The 22348-nt window shown below is 63.7% G+C and carries 19 protein-coding genes; 11 read left to right on the top strand and 8 right to left on the bottom strand.

The annotated features are described in order from the left end of the window. The first annotated feature begins 5 nt into the window (after positions 1-5). Positions 6-992: a hypothetical protein gene (locus tag PHO31112_RS04865; protein ID WP_150619472.1), complete on the top strand. Its 987-nt coding sequence runs from the start codon at positions 6-8 to the stop codon at positions 990-992. 107 nt (positions 993-1099) lie between these two features. Here the strand turns inward: PHO31112_RS04865 and lysS are convergent, their stop codons facing one another. From lysS to PHO31112_RS04885, 4 genes are all read right to left on the bottom strand, one after another. Beyond that, a complete protein-coding gene (lysS, locus tag PHO31112_RS04870; protein ID WP_150619473.1) occupies positions 1100-2644 on the bottom strand; it encodes a lysine--tRNA ligase in 1545 nt (514 codons plus the stop codon). Positions 2645-2660: 16 nt separating this feature from the next. Then, positions 2661-3140, bottom strand: a complete 480-nt coding sequence (locus PHO31112_RS04875; RefSeq protein WP_150619474.1) for an Ivy family c-type lysozyme inhibitor — start codon at positions 3138-3140, stop codon at positions 2661-2663. A gap of 3 nt (positions 3141-3143) precedes the next feature. Next, positions 3144-4248 (bottom strand): peptide chain release factor 2 gene (prfB, locus tag PHO31112_RS04880; RefSeq protein ID WP_174995541.1). Its coding sequence is split into 2 segments (ribosomal slippage): positions 3144-4175 and positions 4177-4248, totalling 1104 coding nucleotides; the frame shifts between segments, so codons are not numbered across the junction. An 81-nt stretch (positions 4249-4329) separates the two neighbouring features. After that, on the bottom strand, positions 4330-4551 hold the full coding sequence (locus PHO31112_RS04885; protein WP_150619476.1) for a hypothetical protein: 222 nt from the start codon (positions 4549-4551) through the stop codon (positions 4330-4332). 226 nt (positions 4552-4777) lie between these two features. Between PHO31112_RS04885 and PHO31112_RS04890 the strand changes: the two genes are divergently transcribed. Further along, complete coding sequence (locus tag PHO31112_RS04890) at positions 4778-5674, top strand: LysR family transcriptional regulator (protein ID WP_150619477.1); 897 nt, start codon at positions 4778-4780, stop codon at positions 5672-5674. Positions 5675-5724: 50 nt separating this feature from the next. Here the strand turns inward: PHO31112_RS04890 and recJ are convergent, their stop codons facing one another. Both recJ and PHO31112_RS04900 read right to left on the bottom strand, forming a co-directional pair. Beyond that, the gene (gene recJ / locus PHO31112_RS04895) at positions 5725-7422 is read right to left on the bottom strand and encodes a single-stranded-DNA-specific exonuclease RecJ (protein ID WP_150619478.1); all 1698 of its coding nucleotides are present in this window, start codon (positions 7420-7422) and stop codon (positions 5725-5727) included. Continuing rightward, complete coding sequence (locus tag PHO31112_RS04900; protein ID WP_150619479.1) at positions 7419-8498, bottom strand: regulator; 1080 nt, start codon at positions 8496-8498, stop codon at positions 7419-7421. Before PHO31112_RS04900 ends, recJ begins: the two co-directional genes overlap by 4 nt. 173 nt (positions 8499-8671) lie before the next feature. On the opposite strand from PHO31112_RS04900, the gene PHO31112_RS04905 reads away from it, so the two are divergent. The 9 genes from PHO31112_RS04905 (at position 8672) to ftsB (ending at position 20642) form a co-directional block, all read left to right on the top strand. Beyond that, positions 8672-9925, top strand: a complete 1254-nt coding sequence (locus tag PHO31112_RS04905) for a lipoprotein-releasing ABC transporter permease subunit (protein WP_150619480.1) — start codon at positions 8672-8674, stop codon at positions 9923-9925. A 13-nt stretch (positions 9926-9938) separates the two neighbouring features. Further along, positions 9939-10643, top strand: a complete 705-nt coding sequence (gene lolD, locus PHO31112_RS04910; protein WP_150619481.1) for a lipoprotein-releasing ABC transporter ATP-binding protein LolD — start codon at positions 9939-9941, stop codon at positions 10641-10643. A 210-nt stretch (positions 10644-10853) separates the two neighbouring features. Then, positions 10854-11702, top strand: a complete 849-nt coding sequence (locus PHO31112_RS04915) for a TatD family hydrolase (protein WP_150619482.1) — start codon at positions 10854-10856, stop codon at positions 11700-11702. 44 nt (positions 11703-11746) lie between these two features. After that, a complete protein-coding gene (locus tag PHO31112_RS04920) occupies positions 11747-14644 on the top strand; it encodes a DNA internalization-related competence protein ComEC/Rec2 (RefSeq protein ID WP_150619483.1) in 2898 nt (965 codons plus the stop codon). Positions 14645-14906: 262 nt separating this feature from the next. After that, a complete protein-coding gene (locus tag PHO31112_RS04925) occupies positions 14907-15737 on the top strand; it encodes an alpha/beta fold hydrolase (protein ID WP_150619484.1) in 831 nt (276 codons plus the stop codon). A 179-nt stretch (positions 15738-15916) separates the two neighbouring features. Continuing rightward, positions 15917-17575, top strand: a complete 1659-nt coding sequence (gene pyrG / locus PHO31112_RS04930; protein ID WP_150619485.1) for a CTP synthase — start codon at positions 15917-15919, stop codon at positions 17573-17575. Between the two features lie 36 nt (positions 17576-17611). Next, positions 17612-18466: a 3-deoxy-8-phosphooctulonate synthase gene (kdsA, locus tag PHO31112_RS04935; protein ID WP_150619486.1), complete on the top strand. Its 855-nt coding sequence runs from the start codon at positions 17612-17614 to the stop codon at positions 18464-18466. Positions 18467-18853: 387 nt separating this feature from the next. Beyond that, positions 18854-20137 carry a phosphopyruvate hydratase gene (gene eno, locus PHO31112_RS04940; protein WP_010807438.1) on the top strand — a complete coding sequence of 428 codons (1284 nt, stop codon included), beginning with the start codon at positions 18854-18856 and terminating at the stop codon, positions 20135-20137. A 73-nt stretch (positions 20138-20210) separates the two neighbouring features. Next, positions 20211-20642, top strand: coding sequence for a cell division protein FtsB (ftsB, locus tag PHO31112_RS04945; protein ID WP_150619487.1), 432 nt, complete (start codon positions 20211-20213; stop codon positions 20640-20642). An 83-nt stretch (positions 20643-20725) separates the two neighbouring features. Here ftsB and PHO31112_RS04950 read toward each other — a convergent pair whose 3' ends face one another. Both PHO31112_RS04950 and hslO read right to left on the bottom strand, forming a co-directional pair. After that, complete coding sequence (locus PHO31112_RS04950) at positions 20726-20962, bottom strand: hypothetical protein (protein ID WP_150619488.1); 237 nt, start codon at positions 20960-20962, stop codon at positions 20726-20728. Positions 20963-21257: 295 nt separating this feature from the next. Next, positions 21258-22193: an Hsp33 family molecular chaperone HslO gene (hslO, locus tag PHO31112_RS04955; protein ID WP_150619489.1), complete on the bottom strand. Its 936-nt coding sequence runs from the start codon at positions 22191-22193 to the stop codon at positions 21258-21260. Between the last annotated feature and the right edge of the window lie 155 nt (positions 22194-22348).

The raw sequence follows: 22348 nt of genomic DNA on the forward strand, positions 1-22348 counted from the left end.
AACGCATGCCTGCGTTGACCCCATATTCGATGGGCCTTGCGCCCCTCGCCCCCGCTCCCGGTGCTGTCGAAGCGTCGTTGCCGGTGTTATGTCACACCCAACTCGCCGACGATTTCGCCGGCGCGCGAATTCAGTACGCGCGTTGTGAGCCTCGGCAGGTATCCGGGACATCGGCTGCGATGTGCCATCCATTCTTGCCGATGCAAGCCCCTGTCGAAGTTCGAGTGTTGGGCACCACGGAGATGCATCTTCACTCAGAGCACGATCGCGTGGCGTTTCTGGACAGGAATCGCCCGAGTGCATTATGGGTCGAGTTGCTGGATGCGGTGAGGCCCGTGGAAGGCTGCCCCAAGACGCTGCACGCGGGCGAGGTGCCGTCGGAGATCGCGGGACGCATGTCGTGTCTGGGCCTTGGCAATCGCTCGCGTCAAGCAAGCGACACGCGGACGTCGCCGCCCCCCGAAGCCTCTGCGAATAGCGGGCAGACGCTTCACGCGGCTGGCAGCGACAACACCAGTGAGTTCCCTACCGCGCAGCGTCTCGCGCTTCCGTCGACGTACCTGTCTCAGGAGACGTATGCACCGGGGACGATGGCCGCGCTGGAATACGATCTCGGCTGGAGAGCATTGGCGCCATCGTGGCAAGCCCTGATGCCGGAGATTGACGAAACGTCGTGGCGAGCCAACCCGAATCCTGAATTGTTCCGTGCCGTCGGACGCGCCGTCTTGCCGCATTTGATGACTGACGCACAGGGCATGCTGATGGACGATGCCACGGTGCGTATCGTGTCGTTTCACATGCATGCAGGCGGGCTGACCGACTGTCTGGCAAATGTCACGCGAACCGTGGAGCGAACGGACGCCGATGCATTGACTCCGTCGTCAACCACGCCCGCCGAGGTCACATCGCATGCCGTCGACGATAACGACGCGCCGGATGCGTCCACCGACTCACCGGCTGCCGGGCGTCTCAAGAGCCTCTTCGGCCGTTGACAGTTGGCCTCGAGACGAAAAAACGCCGCAGCACCCTGACGAGGGCTGCGGCATTTTCATGGTGACCGTAGCGCGCGAGGCGAGGGAACTCGTCTGCGGCCCTGCGATCAGTCTTCGCGACGCAGGTGCGGGAAGAGCAGCACGTCGCGAATGTTCGGGCTGTCGGTGAGCAGCATGATCAGACGGTCGATGCCGATACCGCAGCCGCCCGTGGGGGGCATGCCGTACTCGAGCGCGCGAATGTAATCGGCGTCGTAATACATGGCTTCTTCGTCGCCGGCGTCCTTTTGCTCGACTTGCGCGCGGAAGCGTGCAGCCTGATCTTCCGGATCGTTCAGTTCCGAGAATCCGTTCGCGATCTCGCGGCCCGTGATGAACAGCTCGAAGCGCTCGGTGATGCCCGGCAGCGTGTCCGATGCGCGTGCCAGCGGCGAGACTTCCACCGGGTAGTCGATGATGAAGGTCGGCTCCCACAATTGGCTCTCGGCGGTCTCTTCGAACAGTGCCAGTTGCAGCGCGCCCAGACCGGCGCTCTTGAACTGAGGCGCATCGACCTTCACGCCGTACTTACCCAATGCGCCGCGCACGAAGTCGATATCGGCCAGTTGCGCGTCGGTGAATTCCGGCGCGTACTCGCGGATGGCCTCGACGATCGTCAGGCGATGGAACGGCTTGGACAAGTCCAGTTCGCGGCCCTGATACTGGATGGTTGCCGTGCCGCGCGCGTCGATCGCCGCGTTGCGGATCAGCGATTCGGTGAAGTCCATCAGCCAACGGTAGTCCGTATAGGCTGCGTAAAACTCCATCATCGTGAATTCCGGATTGTGGCGCGGCGACACGCCTTCATTGCGGAAATTACGGTTGATCTCGAACACACGCTCGAAGCCGCCGACGATCAGGCGCTTCAGATACAGTTCCGGCGCGATACGCAGATACATCTGCATGTCGAGCGCGTTGTGATGCGTGATGAACGGCTTGGCTGCGGCGCCGCCCGGAATCGGATGCAGCATCGGGGTTTCGACTTCCATGAAGTCGGCGTCCGTCATGTGCTTGCGGATCGAGGCGATGGCCTTGGCGCGAGCGCGGAACGTGCTGCGCGTCTCGGGCGAGGTGATCAGGTCGACGTAGCGTTGACGGTACTTCGTTTCCTGATCCGACAGGCCGTGGAATTTGTCCGGCAGCGGGCGCAGGGCCTTGGCGAGCAGGCGCAGTTCCTTCACCTTGACCGACAGTTCGCCGGTGCGCGTGCGGAACAGCGTGCCGGTCGCGGCGATGATGTCGCCGATGTCCCAGCCCTTGAAGGCGGCCATGGAATCGGCGCCGACGTCGTCACGGCCGATGAAGAACTGGATCTGACCGCTGCCGTCCTGCACCGTGGCGAAGGCGGCCTTGCCCATCACACGCTTGAGCATCATGCGCCCGGCCACCGACACGGGGATGGGTTCGGCTTCGAGCGTTTCGTTATCCACGTCCTGGAAGCGCGCTTGCAGATCGCCGGCGTGGTTCTCGGGACGGAAATCGTTCGGGAACGCTACGCCGTTGGCGCGCAATGTCTGCAGCTTCTCGCGACGCTCCGCGATGAGCTTGTTGTCGTCCTGCGGCAGGTCGCCAGCCGGAGTGGCCGTTTGGGCCGGAGTGTTTTGATCGGTCATGATGCGAGCGATGAAGTTATTCGGTAAAACGCAGCGTGTGCAGCAGGGCATTCTTGAGCGAGCCGTCGGGCGCGCCCAGCCAGATCAGTTCCGTGCGATCCTGATGCGCTCCGGCATTGGCCGCCGCACTCGGGTCTCGCACGAACAACGCCGCGATCGCCTGTGAGCGCGGCTCATACAAAATGTGAACGTATTCGCTAGGGCAGTCGTGCGGCTTGCAGCTTTGCACCAGCAACCAGGGCTTGCCGGCCACGCTCACGCGTTGCGACGGCGTTGACGTACCCCCCTGACGCACCCACGCGGGAACACCGCGCGGCGCGACGATGCGTGCGTACGCGCCCGAGAAGTCCGGGCGCTTGAGCAGTTCATGCAGGTACGGTCCCGTCTCGGCATTTGCACCGGGTGCGCCTGGCGTGCTGGCCGGGGCAGCAATGGCGGCGCGCTGCATACACAACGCACTCACCACCCACACGGCTAGCGTGCGGACAAACGCCATTCCTTACACTCCCTGCTTGAGACTCGCGGAGATGAAGTCGTCCAGGTCACCGTCGAGTACCTTGCCGGTATTGCCGGTTTCCACGCCAGTGCGCAGGTCCTTGACGCGCGACTGGTCGAGCACGTACGAGCGAATCTGATGGCCCCAGCCCACGTCGGTCTTGCTCGACTCCAGCTTGTCCTGCTCGGCGCGACGCTTGCGCATCTCGTGTTCGAACAGGCGCGAGCGGAGCATGTCCCACGCTTCGGCGCGGTTGCGGTGCTGCGAACGGTCGTTCTGGCAGGCCACGACAATGCCGGTCGGGATGTGCGTCAGACGAACGGCGGAGTCGGTCTTGTTGATGTGCTGACCGCCCGCACCGGAGGCGCGATACGTGTCGGTACGCACGTCGGCCGGATTGATGTCGATGTCGATCGAATCATCCACTTCCGGGTACACGAACAGGCTGGCGAACGACGTGTGGCGACCGCCCGACGAGTCGAACGGCGACTTGCGCACCAAACGATGCACGCCGGTTTCCGTACGCAGATAGCCGTAGGCGTAGTCGCCAGTGACCTTCAGCGAAGCGCTCTTGATGCCGGCGACGTCGCCGTCCGACACTTCGAGCACTTCGGCCTTGAAGCCTTTGCGCTCGCAATAACGCAGGTATTGGCGCAGCAGCATGCCGGCCCAGTCGTTGGCCTCGGTGCCGCCGGCGCCGGCCTGGATGTCGATGAAGCAATTGTTCGGGTCGGCCGGGTTGTTGAACATCCGGCGGAACTCCATCTCGCCCACGCGTGCGGCGAGACCCTGCGTGTCGCTTTCGAGCGCCAGCAACGAGTCTTCATCGCCCTCGTCGCGGGACATTTCGAACAGTTCCTGCGTATCGGAAAGGCTGGCGTCGAGTTCGGTCAGGTTGGTGACGACGCTATCGAGCGCCTTCTTTTCCTTGCCCAGTGCCTGCGCACGCTTGGAATCGTTCCAGATGTTGGGGTCTTCGAGTTCTTTGTTGACTTCAATCAGGCGAGCTTGCTTGGCATCGAAGTCAAAGATACCCCCTGAGCTCGCCAACGCGGGTGCGCAGGTCGGCGAGCAGGGATTCAAGGGCGTTAAGGCGTTCGGCTTCCATGAGCTATGACGGTTGCGAATTCGGGAAAAGCGCAATTATAGCGCAGCGAAGCCCCCATTCCCCCTACATTTCAGGGATACCTCAGCGTGCGGCGTGACGCAGACCGAAGGCGTCGCGGGCGTAGCCGGCGTCCGCGAGCGACGTGTCGTCGAACGAGGCGAGGGCTTCCGCTTGCAACGTCTGTTCATAGTGCTGGCGCCATTGATCGACGGCACGGAAGAACAGGCCGAGCGGCGTGACCGGCGCAGCCACCACCGGTATGAAGGTGCTGACTTGGGTAGCGGCGGGCAGAGGGCGGAACATGATATGGCTTCCTTCGGGAGTGGCGACGTACTGACCGGGGGCGGGATGCCGTGGCAGATGTCGCACTAGGGATAACCCGAAGTTTATGCCTTTCCGTTGTGCCAAAAAAGTGAAATGTTGAGGTATTTTTGTTCACTATTATTGAAGTGTCGCCGCTCGCCGCTTAACATGGGTCGATTCGATCCCAATCCTTCCTATTGTCTGCGGCCTGGCCCGGGAGACGTTCATGGACTTTCTGCAACTTCAGACCTTCAAGGCCATCGTCGACGAAGGCAGTGTGCTTGGCGCCGCCGAAGCGCTGCACTGTGTGCAGTCGAATGTTACGGCGCGCATCCGGGCGCTTGAGCACACAGTGGGCGTCAAGCTCTTTCACCGGCAAGGGCGGCGTTTGCAACTCACGCCGAGCGGACGCACGCTGCTGGGCTATGCCGAGCGGATTCTGGCGCTTTCGCGCGAAGCCAGCGCGGCGCTCAATCCGGCCAGCGAGCCGTCCGGCGACTTTTCGCTGGGAGCCATCGAATCGTCGGCAACGTCGCGCTTGCCCGCGGTGCTGGCGCGGTTCCATGCCGCGTATCCGAAGGTTCGTCTGAATCTGGTGACCGACACGTCGCTCAACTTGCTCGACGAGATCCAGCACGGCCGTGTCGACGCCGCCCTGATTGCGGGCACGGCCTGCCTCGAGGCTCAGGCGCAGGCTGTTGTCGTGTCCGATGAGGTTTACCGCGAGCCGATCGTGCTGGTGGCGCCGGCGCGGGCGGGACGGGTGCTCGAAGCGTCGGACCTGTCGGGCGCCACTCTCCTGATGTGGCCGCCGGGCTGCCCGTATCGCGCCACGATGGAGCAATGGCTGGCGGCGAACGCCGTCACGCCGGGCCGCATTCTGAGCTATGGCAGTTACGCGACCATCGTGGCGTGTGTTGGCGCGGGCGTGGGTTACTCGCTCGTGCCGCGCGGCATCTATCTGCGATACCGGCAGGAGGCGAACATCGTGGGACACGCGATGGAGGACCTCGCAGCCGTGCCTAACTTCTTCGTCAGGCATCGCGGTGTCGATGTGCATCCCGCGCGTGAAGCCTTCTTGCGCGTGATGCACGAGTACGTTGCCGAGGCGCAGCCCGCGTAGTTTTCCCGCCAGGCGGGAACGCCCTTGATACGTGCGGGCGATGCGTCGCGTCAGGCCTGCGCGTGCTCGACGATCATCTGCACGCGCGACACGCCGTTGAAGGTGTCTGCCGCCAGTCGATACGCGAACCGCGCACGGCTTGGCAACGTGTCGGCGTGATTGAACCAGATGGCATTGAAGCGCATGCGTCCACGACCGAGTTGCAGCTTCAGGTGCTTGTCCTTGAGGATGGCTTGCGAGAGCACATCGAACTCGCCCGAGAACACCGGTGGCGGGAAGCCTTGCCCCCACACTTGCGCGTCGAGCAGCGCGACGAAAGGCGGTACGAAGCACTCGTCACCAATGTCGCCATCCGTTTCGATCACGCGAGACAGTGTCTTCTCGTCGAGCCACGCCTGTCCGACCGCCTCGAATGCCGCCTGAAAGCGCGGCAGGGCGTCGGCGGCTATCGTGAGGCCAGCGGCCATCGCATGGCCGCCAAACTTGACGATCAGGCCCGGTTCGCGTTTCGTGACCAGATCGAGTGCGTCGCGCAGGTGGAAACCGGGAATCGAGCGGCCGGAACCCTTGATCTGCCCGTCGTCGCCAGGGGCGAACACGATGGTCGGACGATAGAACTTCTCTTTGAGACGCGCGGCGACGATCCCGATCACGCCCTGATGCCACGTCTCGTTGAAAGCGCAGAGCGTGGTGGCGGCGCGAGGATCGAAGCGCGCCAGATCGGCGAGCGCTTCCTGCTGCATTCCGGCTTCGATTTCGCGGCGTTCGCGATTCATCGCATCGAGTTCTTGCGCGAGCGTCCACGCGCGGCCGTCGTCGTCCGTCAGAAGACACTCGATGCCGAGCGACATGTCGGCGAGGCGTCCGGCGGCGTTCAGGCGCGGGCCGAGGCCGAAGCCCAGATCGAAGCTGCCTGCCTGCCGCGCATTGCGGGCGGCCGCGCGAAAGAGGGCGTTGATGCCCGGATGCATGCGGCCCGCGCGCATCCGCGAAAGTCCCTGCGCCACCAGAATGCGGTTGTTGGCGTCAAGTTTGACGACGTCCGCGACCGTGCCCAGTGCGACCAGATCGAGCAATGTGTCGAGACGGGGTTGTTCGCTCGCATCGAACGCGCCGCGTGCGCGCAACTCGGCCCGAAGCGCGAGCAGGACGTAGAACATCACGCCGACACCGGCCAGATTCTTGCTCGGGAATTCGCAGCCGGGCTGGTTCGGGTTGACGATGCAACGGGCGTTGGGCAATTCGCTGCCCGGCAAGTGGTGATCCGTCACCACGACTTCGATACCGAGCGCTTGCGCGGCGGCCACGCCCTCGAGGCTGGCAATGCCGTTGTCGACCGTAATCAATACGTCGGGTGGCCCTTGTTTGCCTTGCGCGGCCAACGCCACGATTTCGGGCGTCAGGCCGTAGCCGTATTCGAATCGGTTCGGCACCAGATACTCGACCTTTGCACCGAACATACGCAGACCGCGCACGGCCACGGCACAGGCGGTTGCGCCGTCGCAATCGTAATCGGCCACCACCAGCATGCGTTTGCCGGCGGCGATAGCGTTGGCAAGGAAGACGGCGGCGTCTTGCGCCCCCTTGAGCTGTGCGGGAGGTATCAGACGGGCGAGCGCCGTTTCCGTCTCGGCGCTCTCGGCCACCCCGCGCGAGGCGAACAGGCGGGCGAGCACCGGGTGAACGCCGTCGCGCGAGAGGGCGTCGGCCGTCGCGTCGTCGACATGGCGGGTGACGATGTCGGTCATGTCACTTCCTCGCCAAGCCGGGCGAGCGGCGCCATGCGGGCGCCGAGCGGCTGTCGGCGCCAGAACTTGCGCAGGTCACCGCTGCGCGAGCGAATCGTCACGCTGTGGCTGTCGCCGCACAAGGTGAGTGCGACTTCTCGTGCTTGCCCCTTGGTGATGCGCTCAAGTGCAGGCGCCAGCCACATGCGGTCGATGTCGACGAGGGCATCGCGCCAGCGCGCCCAGTCTTCCACGAGGAAATGCGGCGTCAGGGTGTCGATCTGCACAAGGGTCCGGCCGTCCGCGGCGGCGAGGCCGGCGTCGGTGCCGTGCAAGGCGATTTGCAGGTGGGTGGCCAGGCCGCGTGTCGCGGGGTCGTCCGCCAGAATGGTCACGCAAGGCCGGTTCAGACGCGGTGCGGCGATGCGCTGGCCCCCGGCGTACAGCCAGAGGGCATTGACCGGCGGCAGATGGCGTGCTTCGCGAGCCTGATTGGCCGGATGGTCGTACCAGGCCATCTGCACTTCGTTTTGCCACTTGCGCCACGTCAGTTCGGCCTTACCTTGCGGCAGCCAGGTATCGACGTTCCGGCCGGCAGCCCGCGCGGGCGACGCGGTGAGCAGGTCGCCCAGCGCCGGCGCGCTCAGGTACCACCGGTTGGGACGCGGGGCGATCAGCTCGGCGCCTTCCTCGGCGAACAGCGCATGCGCCGTGGCGAAGAGGGCGGCCGAGTCCTCGGCGCTCAACGCCAGTTCGGACGGGGCCGTCAGCACCAGATGGTCAGTGGCGATATGGATGTGCGCAGGCTGCGCACAGTACCAGAAGCGGGTGTCGAGCGTGCCGCTGTCTTCCAGCAGCATGAAGGGGGCGAGCGGCGCGCGCGACGGCACACCGGGCAGGCCAAAGGCGTCGGCCAGCCAGCGTTCATGCGGCAGCGTGGGAACAAATGGGTCTTCCGGCACGTCTTGCGCCGACTGGACGCCGCGCGCGAGCAACTTTTCGAGCGCGGGCAACTCCAATCCGGCCAGCAGTGCGGGCAAGTGGGCCGACGCGGGCAGCGCGAACGGCAAGAGAAAGTGCAGGGCAGGTGTATCCATGTCGAGGCGAATTGTATGGCAAACTTCGCGCTGGCAGTTGGGTGACCCTGACGTCAGGTACGGAACGTGCCGTCCTTCGCGCCGGGCAGGGGCCGGGCGCGGGGGCCCCGGATGCCGGTGCAGACCGGCGCCGCTACGCTCCGATCGATCCTTATCAAGAATCAGGAATCCGTTTGAAATTCCCATACGAATGGCAGATCGGCTGGCGCTATACGCGCACCGGCAAGCGATCATCCGGCAACGGTTTCATTTCCTTCATTTCCTTCATCTCCATGGCCGGCATTGCGCTGGGCGTGGCGGCGCTCATTGTGGTGCTCTCGGTGATGAACGGCTTTCAGAAGGAAGTTCGGGACCGCATGCTCTCCGTGCTGGCGCACATCGAGGTCTTCGCCGTCGACGGCAATTTGCCCGACTGGCAGCGCACGGCCGCCGAAGCGCTACAGAACAAGAACGTCATTGCCGCCGCTCCCTACGTGGGCGAGCAGGCCATGCTCACACGCGAAGACAACGTGCGCGGCGTGGTGCTGCGCGGTATCGTTCCCAGCGAGGAAGCCAAGGTCTCCGATCTCGGCAAGCAGATTACGGACGGCACGCTCGCCAACCTGACCCCGGGCAGCTTCGGCATCGTGCTCGGGCGTGAACTGGCCCGGGCGCTGGGTGTGACCATCGGCGACAAGATCACGCTGGTGGCGCCACAGGGAACCATTACCCCGGCCGGGGTGCTGCCGCGCGTGAAGCAATTCATCGTGGTGGCTATCTTCACGGCGGGGCACTATGAATACGACAGCTCGCTCGCGCTTATCGATCTGCACGACGCCGAGACGCTGTTCCGTCTTGATGGCCCGACGGGGGTGCGTCTGAAAATTCAGGACATGGAGCAGGCGCCGCTCGTGGCGCGTGACCTTGCCAAGACGCTGACCGGCAACATGTGGGTGCGCGACTGGACGCAGCAGAACAAGAACTGGTTCATCGCCGTGCAGACCGAAAAGCGCATGATGTTCATCATCCTGACGCTCATCATCGCCGTGGCCGCTTTCAATCTGGTGTCCTCGCTCGTGATGACGGTGACCGACAAGTACGCGGATATCGCTATTCTGCGCACGCTCGGTGCACAGCCCGGTTCGATCATGAAGATATTCATCGTCCAGGGCGTGACCGTCGGTTTCGCCGGGGCGTTGCTCGGGGTGGCGCTGGGTTGTCTGGTGTCGGTCAACATCGGCACCATCGTGCCGTTCATCGAGCGCTTGCTTGGCATACACTTCCTGCCGCAAGACATTTACTTCATCTCCGAATTGCCTTCGGATCTGCAATCGACGGACGTGATCCGCATCGGGGTGATTTCCTTCATCCTCTCGGCGCTCGCGACGATCTACCCGAGTTGGCGTGCTTCGCGCGTCAAGCCGGCGGAGGCTCTGCGCTATGAATGAGGCGAACAAACCCATGGCTCCCGTATCGAACCTTGCATACGACGGCCCGGTGCTGAGTGCGCGCGACTTGCACAAGACGTTCCGGCAAGGCGAACTGAATGTGACGGTGCTCAGCGGCGCGAGTCTCGACGTGTTACCCGGTGAGAAGGTGGCGATCGTGGGCGCGTCGGGGTCGGGCAAGAGCACGCTGCTGCATGTGCTGGGCGGACTCGACGACCCGTCGCGTGGCGAGGTGTCGCTGCTGGGTAAGCCGTTCTCGTCGCTCAAAGAGCGTGACAAGACGGCGCAGCGCAATCAGTCGCTCGGCTTCGTCTATCAGTTTCACCATCTGCTGGCCGAATTCTCGGCGCTTGATAACGTGGCGATGCCGCTGCGGATTCGTCGTTTGCCGACCGAGCAAGCGCGCAAAACGGCGCAAGCGATGCTTGAGCGCGTCGGGCTGGGCCCGCGCGTGAAGCATCGCCCGTCGGAGCTGTCGGGGGGCGAACGTCAGCGCGTGGCGATGGCGCGAGCCCTGGTGACGCAGCCGGCTTGCGTGCTGGCCGATGAGCCGACCGGCAACCTTGACGGTCATACCGCCGAGACGGTGTTCGAACTGATGCTCGAGCTGTCCGAGACACTGAAGACCAGCTTCGTGATTGTGACGCACGATATCGATCTGGCCCGTCGTTGCGACCGCGCGTTGCGGCTGCGCGAAGGCGTGCTCGAACCGGCCTGAACATCGGGCGAGCACGCAGGCCCCGGATGTCGGGCGAAATTGGCGAAGCGCCGGGAGATCCCCGGCGTTTTGCTTTTCAGGCGTGAGCGAAGGAACATCAGTTTCGGCAACGTCCTAGACCGTAACGCGGTGTTTTCCGATGGTCATCGATGGCGCGGCGTGCGAGCCTTGTCATCGACCCGTAGAATTGACGCTCAAGGACACCTGACCATGTGGATCGATACCCATTGCCATCTCGATGCGGCCGAGTTTGACGCCGACCGCGCGACTGTAATTGCCGACACTGCCGCTGCGGGCGTGGTGGGATTGGTGGTGCCCGCTGTCGAATGCGCGACGTTCGACGCGGCGCGCGCTGCTGCCGGGGCGATCTCCGGGGGCGCTTATGCGCTGGGCATTCACCCGCTCTACACGCCGCGCGCGCGTGATGAGGACATTGCCACGTTGCGCCGCGCCGTCGAGCGGGCGATGGGCGATCCGCGTTTTGTCGGCATCGGCGAGATCGGGCTGGATTTTTTCGTCAGGACGCTTGATCCCGAGCGTCAGCAGTTCTTCTACGTCGAGCAATTGAAGATCGCGCGCGACTTCGATTTGCCCGTCATCCTTCATGTACGCCGCTCGCAGGACGCTTTGCTCAAGCAACTGCGCATCTTCACGCCGCGCGGTGGTATCGCTCACGCCTTCAACGGCAGCCGCCAGCAGGCGGATATGTTTATCGAACGCGGCTTCTGTCTGGGGGTTGGCGGTCAGATGACGTTCGATCGTGCCTTACAGATCCGTCGTCTCGCGGTGGACGTGGCGCTCGATGCCCTCGTGCTGGAGACCGACGCGCCCGACATTGCGCCGGCCTGGCGTTACAAGCAGCGCAACAGCCCGGTCGAACTGCCACGCATCGCGCGGGTGCTGGCGGACCTGCGCGATGTGTCGATCGACGCGCTGTCGAAGGCGACGTGTGCCAATGCGTGGCGCGTGCTGCCGCGTCTGCCGGGGGCCATGGCCATGACACCCGGTGACGGGCCTGCTGCACACACCTCCCTCATCTCCGACGAACCTGTGCGCTGACGCTGCGGCGTCGCGCGGTCTTTGAGACATGACTTGGTGACGTCATGAGAGTTGTGCTGCTTGCGTGGGTCGCGGGCGTCTGGTGGCTGCAACAGGCTTCGGCCTTGCCCGGCGGGCGGGTACTCGCTACGGCCATAGGTCTCGCCGGGGGCGTATTGTTGGCGTGCGCACTGTGGGCGGTGACACGAAGCGGGCGCGCTGGCGCGGGCGCGTCGACGAACGCTAGCGGCGCTCACCCGGCACGAAGTGCTGTGTGTGCCGTTGAAGGATGGCGTAAGTGGTGTGTGGTGACGGCGCTCGCGCTGTGTGCAGCGACGCTCGGGTATTCATGGGCGGCGCTTCGGGCAGAAGTGCGATTGAGCGATCGTTTCTCCACCGTGCTTGAGGGGAAAGACCTGATGGTCGTCGGCACCGTGGCTGAACTGCCCGTGTCGGCGGGCGACGGATTGCGGTTCGCGTTCGATGTGGAACGCGCGTATCTCACAGGCGATGGGTGCGCGTTGCCAGCATCGGAGATGGCGGAGTCGATATCCGGGACGCGTGGCGAGCGACGCGATCCGAAGAGCGGAGCGGCGTCGTGCGGGCCAGTGCATGTGCCGACGCACATCGAACTGGTCTGGCCGGGGCATTCGTCTTTCGGTCGCCAGAAAGTGGTGCGAGCTGCCGACGTCGGGCAAACGCAAGGATTGCCTGCCGAGAGCGTGGGTCCGAGAGGCGTGGGACGGCTGCGGGCAGGCGAGCGATGGCAATTGCCCGTGCGATTGACGTCCCCCAGAGGCTTTGCAAACTGGCACGGATTCGACGCCGAATTGATGGCGCTTGCACGGGGCGTCCGTGCGACAGGATATGTACGCACTTCCTATGGCGGGGGCAGGGCGTCGAAGGCAGGGGGCGCACGGCGTCTGCAATCCCGGCCGATGCCGGGATACCGTTTCGCCGCGTGGCGCGAGCGGCTGCGCGACGACTTTCGGATCGCGCTCGGGCCATCGGCGCGATATGGCGGCGTGTTGATGGCGCTTGCGCTGGGAGAGCGTGGCGACATTGCGGACGACGACTGGCAAGTGTTTGCCGATACGGGGGTGAGTCACTTGCTGGCGATCTCGGGACTGCACGTATCGCTGGTTGCAGGGGCGTTTGCCGCGCTCATCGGAGCGCTGTGGCGTCGGGCATGCGGCAGGCATTTCGGATTGCCTCTATGGTGGCCGGCGCCGAAGGCCGCTGCGGTTGCCGGTTTGCTTGCCGCGGTGGCGTATGGGGCGGTCGCCGGGTGGGGTGTGCCGGTGCGTCGGGCCGTCGGCATGGTAGCGATTCTGGTTCTGGCGCTGCTCAATGGTCGATTCGCTGCGCCGTCTTACGTGCTGATGTGGGCGTTGGCCGTCATCGTTGCACTCGATCCTTGGGCCGTGGTCACACCGGGCCTGTGGCTCTCATTCGGCGCTGTCGCTACCCTGGTCTTGGCCGCGCGACGTCGCAACCGGTGGCGGGTAGCACGGCGGCGCGGGGCGTCTGAAGGGGCGAATGCCTCCACTATGCCCGGTGCGTTCAATGCACGGGATGCGTCGGAGGCGTCCCACCCCGCTGTTTCACCCCATGCGCCCGAAAGGCCGCTTAGCGCGCGAGGCGCGGCGAGCAGCGCGCACAGCATCGGCGTGTTTGGCCGCTGGCGAGCCGCGGCATTTGCCTCTCTGTGGCAGGCGGCGCGCGCGCAATACGCGGTCACGATTGGACTCGTGCCGTTGACGCTTGCGTGGTTTGGCGCGGTGCCGTTGCTGGGGCCGTTGGCGAATGCAGTCGCCATTCCGGTGATGACATTGATCGTGACGCCGCTGGCGCTGGCTAGCCTGCTCTTGCCCGCGACGTTGGCACATTGGGCATTGGCGCTGGCGCATGCGGTGGTCGTCTGGCTGGCGGATTGGCTTGGCATGCTGGCGGCATTGCCATGGGCCGTTTGGCGTGCAGGGGTCGCCCCGCCTTGGGCGCAGGTGGCGGCGGTCGGTGGTGTGATCGCGTGCCTGATGCCGCTGCCTGTCGGAATGCACTGCGCGAAGGCTTGGCGGGTCGGTGTTCGCTTCGCGGGTTTTGCGCTGATGGTGCCGGCATGGCTCGCTTCGTCGCCGCGCCCCGGCGCCGAGGCGTTTCGCGTCACCATGCTCGATGTCGGACAAGGCAATGCCGTGCTTGTCGAGACGGCAACGCGCACGCTGCTCTTTGACGCCGGCCCGCCGTTGGGACGGCGCAGCGATGCGGGGCGTCGCGTGATCGTCCCCTATCTCCGCGCGCAGGGTGTCGAGCGGCTCGACCGTTTCGTCGTCAGCCACGCCCACGACGATCACTTTGGCGGTGCGTTGAGTGTGTTGAGAGCGTATCCGCACGCGCAGGTATTTTCGTCGCTGCCTGCGACGCATCGGGTGCGCCGCGCTGCCGCCGCGCATCGAACTTGCCTTGCGGGACAGCAGTGGACGTGGGACGGCGTGACGTTCCGGTTTCTGCATCCGGACACTGCGACGTTGCGCGATGGCTGGGGGGGGCGCGTCGGGCCAAACGGTGTGAGTTGCGTGCTGCGCGTATCGAATGGGAAGCACAGTGCGCTACTCGCAGCGGACGCCGAAGCACCCCAGGAGCGCAGCATGCTGGCGCGCTTCGGGGCGGATTTGCGCTCGGACGTCCTGCTCGTGCCGCATCATGGGAGTTTGACCTCGTCGACGTTTGCATTCGTGGAGGCGGTGTCGCCGGACCATGTGGTGTTTCAAACGGGCTATCGGAATCGCTTCGGGCATCCGAGGCCAGTTGTGGTTGCGCGCTATCGGGCGGCAGGCGCTCGGATTTGGCAAACGGTGGCGCACGGAGGCGTTCGGTTCTCGATCACCGGAGATGGGATCGAGGTACTGTCCTACCGTGAGCAATGCCGGCGATACTGGCACGCCGCTGAGCCGGACGTGTAGGGGCGGTGCCTGACAGCGCGGGGGTGGGAACGTGGCGGCAGTCCGGCCCAGGTTTCGCGATTCGACTGAAACCTCTATCGGCACTCGACGGACGGTTCGCTAGAATGGTTCGGCAAGTGCCAGACGGCCGGGTTGCCCGACAGTGGATTCGGGTAGGTGAACTGAGCGGGCAGGGCGAAGGCGGCGAAGCCGCGGGGTAGCGTCGCGCAGTCCAACGCCGGTGAAATTCCCATCGGACCGGCCTGGCAACATGAAGAATTCCATGACAAGAGAGATCATCCATTTTTCGCACGGCAATGGCTTCCCCGCTGGCGTCTATCGCAAGATGCTCGGCGCGTTGGCCGACGAGTACGACGTGTGTGCCATCGACCGTATCGGTCACGACCCACGCTATCCGGTCACGCCTGGCTGGCGCTATTTGCGCAACGAGTTGGTCGACACGCTCGAGCGCGAATATCTCGGGGAGCCGGTCTGGCTCGTCGGACATTCACTCGGCGGTTTCCTGAGTCTCATGGCTGCGCTCAAGGCGCCACAGTGCGTACGGGGCGTGGTGATGATCGACTCCCCTATCGTTACGCCGGGGTGGCGCATGCAAATGCTGCGGCTGGGGATGCTCACCGGGCTTTACGAACGGCTGTCGCCTGCCGGCGTGACCAAGCGGCGCCGCGATCGCTGGCCCGACTGGGAGGCGGCATGGCGGCATTTCGCCAGCAAGCCGGTGTTCGCCAGTTGGGATCAGGATGTGCTGCGTGACTACATCGATTGCGGCACGTTGCCGACGGGGGAGGGCGAGGCCCGGCGTTTGGCATTCGCCCGCGAAATCGAATATCGAATCTATCTGACGCTGCCGCCGCGGCTCGCCGTAAGGGCCATGCGCGGCGTACCGGTGCCGGTCGGTTTTCTGGCAGGTACTGAATCGCGCGAGTTGCGGCAGGCGGGAATCGGGGCGACGCGCCGCATCGTGGGCACCCATTTCCGCTATGTCCACGGCACCCATCTCTTTCCGATGGAGCACCCGCTGGAGACCGCCGCGGCGGTGCGCGACATGCTCGCGGAACTGCGCGGCGAGCACCGGCATCCGCTCGCGGCATGAGACTTGTGCGGGTGGCCCGCGCCCGACGATAGCCGAGCCGGACAGATTCACGCCGTAGCGTGCCTGCCGTACCGAGGTGGCGCGCGCGATGCCTGTCAAGGCCAAAATTTGCCGCGCCGCACCTCGAGGGCAAGGAAGCTTTCGGGTATAATCCGGCTTTCCCGCGAGCAATTACTGCGATGACCAAATTCGTTTTTGTCACGGGCGGCGTGGTTTCCTCTCTTGGTAAGGGAATTGCTGCCGCATCTCTGGCCGCGATTCTAGAATCGCGTGGCCTCAAAGTCACCCTCCTCAAGCTTGATCCCTACATCAACGTCGACCCGGGCACGATGAGCCCGTTTCAGCACGGCGAGGTGTTTGTCACTGAGGATGGTGCGGAAACCGATCTCGATCTGGGCCACTATGAGCGCTTCATCAGCGCCAAGATGCGCCGTGCGAACAACTTCACGACGGGCCAGATCTACGAATCGGTGATCCGCAAGGAGCGCCGTGGCGAATATCTCGGCAAGACCGTTCAGGTCATTCCGCACATCACCAACGAAATTCAGGCCTTCGTCGAGCGCGGTGCGCGTTCGACCTGGGACGGCCATCCGGACGTGGCCATCGTCGAAATCGGCGGTACGGTCGGCGATATCGAATCGCTGCCGTTCCTCGAAGCCGCACGTCAGATGAATCTGCGCCTGGGCCGCAACAGCGTGGCCTTCGTGCACCTGACACTCGTGCCGTACATTGCGACGGCAGGCGAACTCAAGACCAAGCCGACGCAACACAGTGTGCAGAAGCTGCGCGAAATCGGTATTTCGCCGGACGTGCTGCTGTGTCGTGCCGACCGTCAGATTCCGGAAGACGAGTGCGCCAAGATTTCGCTGTTCGCGAACATTCCGCAGGACGCCGTGATCTCGGTCTGGGATGTCGACACGATCTATAAGATTCCGCAGATGCTTCATGACCAGGGCATGGACAAGATCATCTGCGACGAACTGAAGATCGAAGCCAAGCCGGCCGACTTGTCCATGTGGACTCGCCTGGTGCACGCTGTCGAAAATCCGAAGCATGATGTCACCATCGGCATGGTCGGCAAGTACGTCGATCTGACCGAGTCGTACAAGTCGCTTATCGAAGCGCTGCGTCACGCCGCCATTCACACGGAAACGCGCGTGAATATCGAGTACATCGATTCCGAACAGATCGAGAAGGACGGTACGGATGCGCTCAAGCATCTGGACGCCATTCTCGTGCCGGGCGGTTTCGGTCGCCGCGGTACCGAAGGCAAGATCAAGGCGATCCGCTACGCTCGCGAGAACCGCGTGCCGTATCTGGGCATCTGTCTCGGCATGCAGCTCGCCGTGATCGAGTTCGCACGCGACGTGGCCAAGCTGGCCGAGGCCAACAGCACGGAGTTTGATCCGTCGACGCCGCATCCGGTCGTCGCCCTCATTACCGAGTGGCAGGACCGCGACGGCAAGATCGAGCAGCGTACCGAAAATTCGGATCTGGGCGGCACGATGCGCCTGGGCTCGCAGCGCGTGCCGATCAAAGCCGAAACGATGGCCTCGCGCATCTATGGCGACACGGTCAACGAGCGTCACCGCCACCGTTACGAAGTCAACAACCATTACGTTCCGCAGCTCGAAGCTGTCGGCATGGTGATTTCGGCGCGTACGCCGACCGAGAACCTGCCGGAGATGATGGAACTGCCGCAGCAGGTGCACCCGTGGTTCGTGGGCGTTCAGTTCCACCCGGAATTCACCTCGACGCCGCGCGACGGCCACCCGCTCTTCAAGGCTTATGTTGAAGCGGCGCTGGCAGGTCAGCAAGCGCGCAAGAAGGCCGCCTGAGACTGAGCTGCCGCGAGCGAGAGACAAGGAGTTCCCATGAAACTGTGCGGTTTCGACGTTGGCCTGGATAAGCCATTTTTCCTGATCGCAGGCACCTGCGTCGTCGAGTCGGAGCAAATGACCATCGACGTCGCGGGGCAGCTCAAGGAAATGACAAGCGCGCTTGGCATCCCGTTCATCTACAAGTCGTCGTTCGACAAGGCGAATCGCAGCTCGGGCAAGTCGTATCGCGGCCCTGGGCGCGAGGCTGGTCTGAAGATTCTCGAGGAAGTGCGCCGTCAACTCGGCGTGCCGGTGCTGACCGATGTGCATACCGAAGAAGACGTGGCCGTGGCCGCGCCCATCGTCGATGTGCTGCAAACACCTGCGTTCCTGTGCCGTCAGACCGATTTCATCCGTGCCTGCGCTCAGTCCGGCAAGCCGGTGAACATCAAGAAGGGGCAGTTTCTCGCACCGCACGACATGATCAACGTCATCGACAAGGCCCGTGACGCCGCGCGCGAAGCCGGTCTGCCCGATGACGTGTTCATGGCTTGCGAGCGAGGTGTCTCGTTCGGCTACAACAATCTGGTTTCGGACATGCGCTCGCTCGCGATCATGCGCGAGACCGGGGCGCCGGTCGTGTTCGATGCAACGCATTCAGTACAACTGCCGGGCGGTCAAGGCACCAGTTCGGGCGGTCAGCGCGAGTTCGTGCCGGTGCTGTCGCGCGCGGCCGTGGCCGTGGGCGTGTCGGGCCTGTTCATGGAAACACACCCGGACCCGGCCTGCGCCCTCTCGGACGGCCCCAACGCCGTGCCGCTCGGACGCATGCGAGAACTGCTCACTACGCTCAAGACCATTGACGCGGCAGTGAAGCAGGGTGAGTTCCTGGAAAATAATTTCAACTGAAATGAGACACACCGTCCTGGGGCCAATATCAGAACGCTCACAGGACGGGTATAGCGCTTCGACGCCTTGGCAGTACGGCGTCGAGTCGCTAAGCTTGTCGCGCAGCGGTCATCGGTGGCCGCCGCGAAGGCGGGCCCTCGAGGAGATGCCTGTGTGCCGCACGCCGAGCGCACCGTCCATCGATGTCATCCCACAGGCCGCCGTGCCTCATTTCGAGGCGCCGTTGTTCCCCGTCTAGGTATGGTTCGGCCGGTGCGCGCAGAAGTGCGGCATCGGCGCCCACGTCAGGATTCGGCGCGTGCGCCCGACGTGCGCGAGGCATGTGACGGGCTGCGGCGCGATGCAGGTTCCCTTTAGCGTTTTTGTCATTCAGTTACCGAGGAATACATGAGTGCAATCGTAGATATCATCGGGCGCGAAGTGCTGGACTCGCGCGGCAATCCGACGGTCGAGTGCGACGTGCTGCTGGAGTCGGGCGTGATGGGCCGTGCGGCAGTGCCGTCGGGCGCATCGACCGGCTCGCGCGAAGCGATCGAACTGCGCGACGGCGATAAGGAGCGCTATCTTGGCAAGGGTGTGCAGAAGGCAGTCGAGCACATCAATACCGAGATTTCGGAAGCGATCATGGGCTTGGATGCAGCAGAACAAGCCTTCCTGGACAAGACCCTGATCGAACTCGACGGCACGGACAACAAGTCGCGCCTCGGCGCGAACGCCACGCTTGCCGTGTCGATGGCTGTGGCCAAGGCGGCGGCGGAGGAAGCCGGTCTGCCGCTGTACCGCTACTTCGGCGGTTCGGGCGCCATGCAAATGCCGGTGCCGATGATGAACATCGTCAACGGCGGTGCACACGCCAACAACAGCCTGGACATCCAGGAATTCATGGTGATGCCCGTCGGTCAGACGAGCTTCCGTGAAGCCCTGCGTTGCGGCGCCGAAATCTTCCACGCGCTGAAGAAGATCATTTCCGAGAAGGGCATGAGCACGGCCGTGGGCGACGAAGGCGGTTTCGCACCGAACTTCGCGTCGAACGAAGAGTGCCTGACGACCATTCAGCAAGCCGTCGAAAACGCAGGTTATCGCCTGGGTGACGACGTGCTGCTGGCCCTGGACTGCGCGTCGACCGAGTTCTTCAAGAACGGCAAGTACGAACTCGCCGGTGAAGGCTTGTCGCTGACCTCGGAAGAGTTCGCCGACTACCTCGCCAATCTGTGCGACAAGTTCCCGATCGTCTCGATCGAAGACGGCATGTCGGAAGACGACTGGGCCGGCTGGAAGATCCTGACCGAGAAGCTGGGCAAGAAGGTGCAACTGGTCGGTGACGATCTGTTCGTGACCAACACGAAGATCCTGAAGCAGGGTATCGAGCAAGGCGTCGCCAACTCGATCCTTATCAAGATCAACCAGATCGGTACGCTCACCGAGACCTTCGCCGCCATCGAAATGGCCAAGCGCGCCGGTTACACGGCCGTGGTGTCGCACCGTTCGGGCGAAACCGAAGACTCGACGATCGCCGACATCGCCGTCGGTACGAACGCCGGTCAGATCAAGACCGGTTCGCTCTCGCGCAGCGACCGTATCGCCAAGTACAACCAGTTGCTTCGTATCGAAGAAGATCTTGGCGATATCGCTTCGTATCCAGGCAAGGAAACGTTTTACAATCTGCGCTAATTCCGTTTCCCCGGGAAGCTGAGCCACGACGCCGGTCGAGACGCACTTCCCGGAATTCTTGCCAGGCGAAAGCATGCGAATGGTGACCTTGGTACTGGTGCTGCTTCTGGCGGCGATCCAGTATCCGCTCTGGTTCGGCCACGGTGGTTGGTTATACGTGCACGAACTGCGCGACGAGTTGAGCGCCGAACAGCAAAAGAACGAGCAGTTGAAGGAACGTAACGATCGCCTTGCCGGTGAAGTGCAGGATCTGCAGGAAGGCACGGCAGCGATCGAGGAACGCGCTCGTTTCGAGCTGGGCATGGTCAAGGACGGCGAAGTGTTCGTGCAGTTCGTCGCACCTGACGGCACCGGTGGTCCGCAGGCGGCATCCGGCGCCGAGGCACCGCGCGTGTCGTCGACCGAACCGGCGCACAAGTCGGTCGCGGCTGCCCCGCCTGCCGCTACGCCATCGTCGCAAACGAAAGGTAAGGCGCAGTCAGCGCACAAGACTCAGCATCACTGATCGCCGCTGGCATGACGTGCGGACGGTAAAACGAAAAGGCGTTCCCTCGGGAACGCCTTTTTTATTTCATGCCACCGTGTCGCTCAGAAGCCGATACCGATGCCAACCGAAGAGCGCGGGCCATACCATCCGGGGCCATACCAGTTGGGGCCGTACCATCCAGGGCTTCCCCAGCCGCCGTAGAAGTAGGCGTTGCTGTTGTAGCTGCGTATGGCGTCGTCAAACGCACGCTGTGCGCGTTCGCGCTCGATGGCCGTTTCCTGCTCATCGTAGATGCGCTTGTTCAGGCGTGTCAGGTCTTGTTTCTGCGCTTCGGTCAATGCGGGGGCGTCTTGCCGCCTGCGGAAGACGAGCCGCCGGCGCGTCGGGGGGCGGAATTTGCAACGGAGCACAGCCGGCGACGAGCATCAGCGCCCATGCGCCGAGTGCGCCGGTGACTGACTGAACTCGCCGGACGCGTAGCGAATCGGCGGCGTGTGCGTTGGGAGCGAGTCGCGACATGAACGAATCCCCGTGGATTGGCAGCGCTGCAGTGAGGCCGAATGCCTCACGCTATGTCATGACGTGAGATTCGCCAGCGCGCGGGTCGTTCCGCGCCGGCGATCTCATTGCCTTTCAATGCTGCACGGACGGTGCGGTGTGCGACTGCTCGGCAAAAAGCTGCGCCGCATCCACCTTGTCGAAATGGTAGGTCTGGCGGCAGAACTCGCACGCCACTTCGACGTTCGGACGCTCGTCGAACACGCTCATGACCTCCGCCTCGCCTAGCGTACGCAGCATGTTGGCGACCCGCTCACGCGAACAAGTGCAGCGAAACGACGCGACTTGCGGCTCGAATACACGTACCGTTTCTTCCCAGAACAGGCGATGCAGCAGCGTTTCACGATCGGTACTCAGCATTTCGTCGCGCTTGAGTGTGTTACCCAACTGACAGACACGATTCCAGGTGTCCTCATCGAACTCAGAGGCTAGCTCGGCGCCGGCCCCTGCCGTACCGCCATGCCCGGGCAGCTTTTGCAACAGGATACCGACCGTGTGGTTGTCGTCCGATGCCAGCCACAGGCGCGTGTCGAGTTGCTCCGAATGGTGCATGTAGTGCTCGAGTACCGATGCCATGTCGGGCAGGGGGCCATGTTCGTCGGACAGCGGCACGATGCCTTGGTATGGCTGCTGGCCCGGTTGCTTGACGCGGGGGTCGAGCGTGATGGCGAAGTGCGCGCGGCCGTTGACGTTGACGAGCGACTTGAGCGTCGCATCCTCGGGAATCTCACCGCTGTACTTCGCCGTGGCGCGCATCGTCAGGTCGGCGTTGCATTCGACCACGATCATGGTGACGGGGCCGTCGCCGTGCAATTGCAGAATCAGGGCGCCGTCGAATTTGACGTTGGCCGTGAGCAGTGCTGCGGCGGCCATCATTTCACCGAGCAGATGGCGTATCGGCAGCGGATAGTCATGGCGCTCCAGCACCGCGCGCCAGGTGGCGTCGAGGCTGACGTACTCGCCGCGCACCGGGGCGGCGTCGAACATGAATTTCTGAAGTTGATCGGACACGGTTGAATTCCTGAAAAATGCGGCAACGGCGGTCAATGTGGCGAGCGGCGGTGTAGGAAACAAAAACCGCACAAACGGGCCAGATGTCGCACAAAAGCCGGTGATTAGCGCGTCAATGTTGCGTTATTTGGGGGCGCGCACCGCATTTTCAACAC

It is taken from the genome of Pandoraea horticolens (assembly GCF_902459555.1).
GTDB lineage: Bacteria > Pseudomonadota > Gammaproteobacteria > Burkholderiales > Burkholderiaceae > Pandoraea > Pandoraea horticolens.

Bases quoted from the DNA above. Each gene is read 5' to 3' on its own strand.
- PHO31112_RS04865 (WP_150619472.1), top strand. From the start codon at position 6: ATGCCTGCGTTGACCCCATATTCGATGGGCCTTGCGCCCCTCGCCCCC.
- lysS (WP_150619473.1), bottom strand. From the start codon at position 2,644: ATGACCGATCAAAACACTCCGGCCCAAACGGCCACTCCGGCTGGCGAC.
- PHO31112_RS04875 (WP_150619474.1), bottom strand. From the start codon at position 3,140: ATGGCGTTTGTCCGCACGCTAGCCGTGTGGGTGGTGAGTGCGTTGTGT.
- PHO31112_RS04885 (WP_150619476.1), bottom strand. From the start codon at position 4,551: ATGTTCCGCCCTCTGCCCGCCGCTACCCAAGTCAGCACCTTCATACCG.
- PHO31112_RS04890 (WP_150619477.1), top strand. From the start codon at position 4,778: ATGGACTTTCTGCAACTTCAGACCTTCAAGGCCATCGTCGACGAAGGC.
- recJ (WP_150619478.1), bottom strand. From the start codon at position 7,422: ATGACCGACATCGTCACCCGCCATGTCGACGACGCGACGGCCGACGCC.
- PHO31112_RS04900 (WP_150619479.1), bottom strand. From the start codon at position 8,498: ATGGATACACCTGCCCTGCACTTTCTCTTGCCGTTCGCGCTGCCCGCG.
- lolD (WP_150619481.1), top strand. From the start codon at position 9,939: ATGGCTCCCGTATCGAACCTTGCATACGACGGCCCGGTGCTGAGTGCG.
- PHO31112_RS04915 (WP_150619482.1), top strand. From the start codon at position 10,854: ATGTGGATCGATACCCATTGCCATCTCGATGCGGCCGAGTTTGACGCC.
- PHO31112_RS04920 (WP_150619483.1), top strand. From the start codon at position 11,747: ATGAGAGTTGTGCTGCTTGCGTGGGTCGCGGGCGTCTGGTGGCTGCAA.
- PHO31112_RS04925 (WP_150619484.1), top strand. From the start codon at position 14,907: ATGACAAGAGAGATCATCCATTTTTCGCACGGCAATGGCTTCCCCGCT.
- pyrG (WP_150619485.1), top strand. From the start codon at position 15,917: ATGACCAAATTCGTTTTTGTCACGGGCGGCGTGGTTTCCTCTCTTGGT.
- kdsA (WP_150619486.1), top strand. From the start codon at position 17,612: ATGAAACTGTGCGGTTTCGACGTTGGCCTGGATAAGCCATTTTTCCTG.
- eno (WP_010807438.1), top strand. From the start codon at position 18,854: ATGAGTGCAATCGTAGATATCATCGGGCGCGAAGTGCTGGACTCGCGC.
- ftsB (WP_150619487.1), top strand. From the start codon at position 20,211: ATGCGAATGGTGACCTTGGTACTGGTGCTGCTTCTGGCGGCGATCCAG.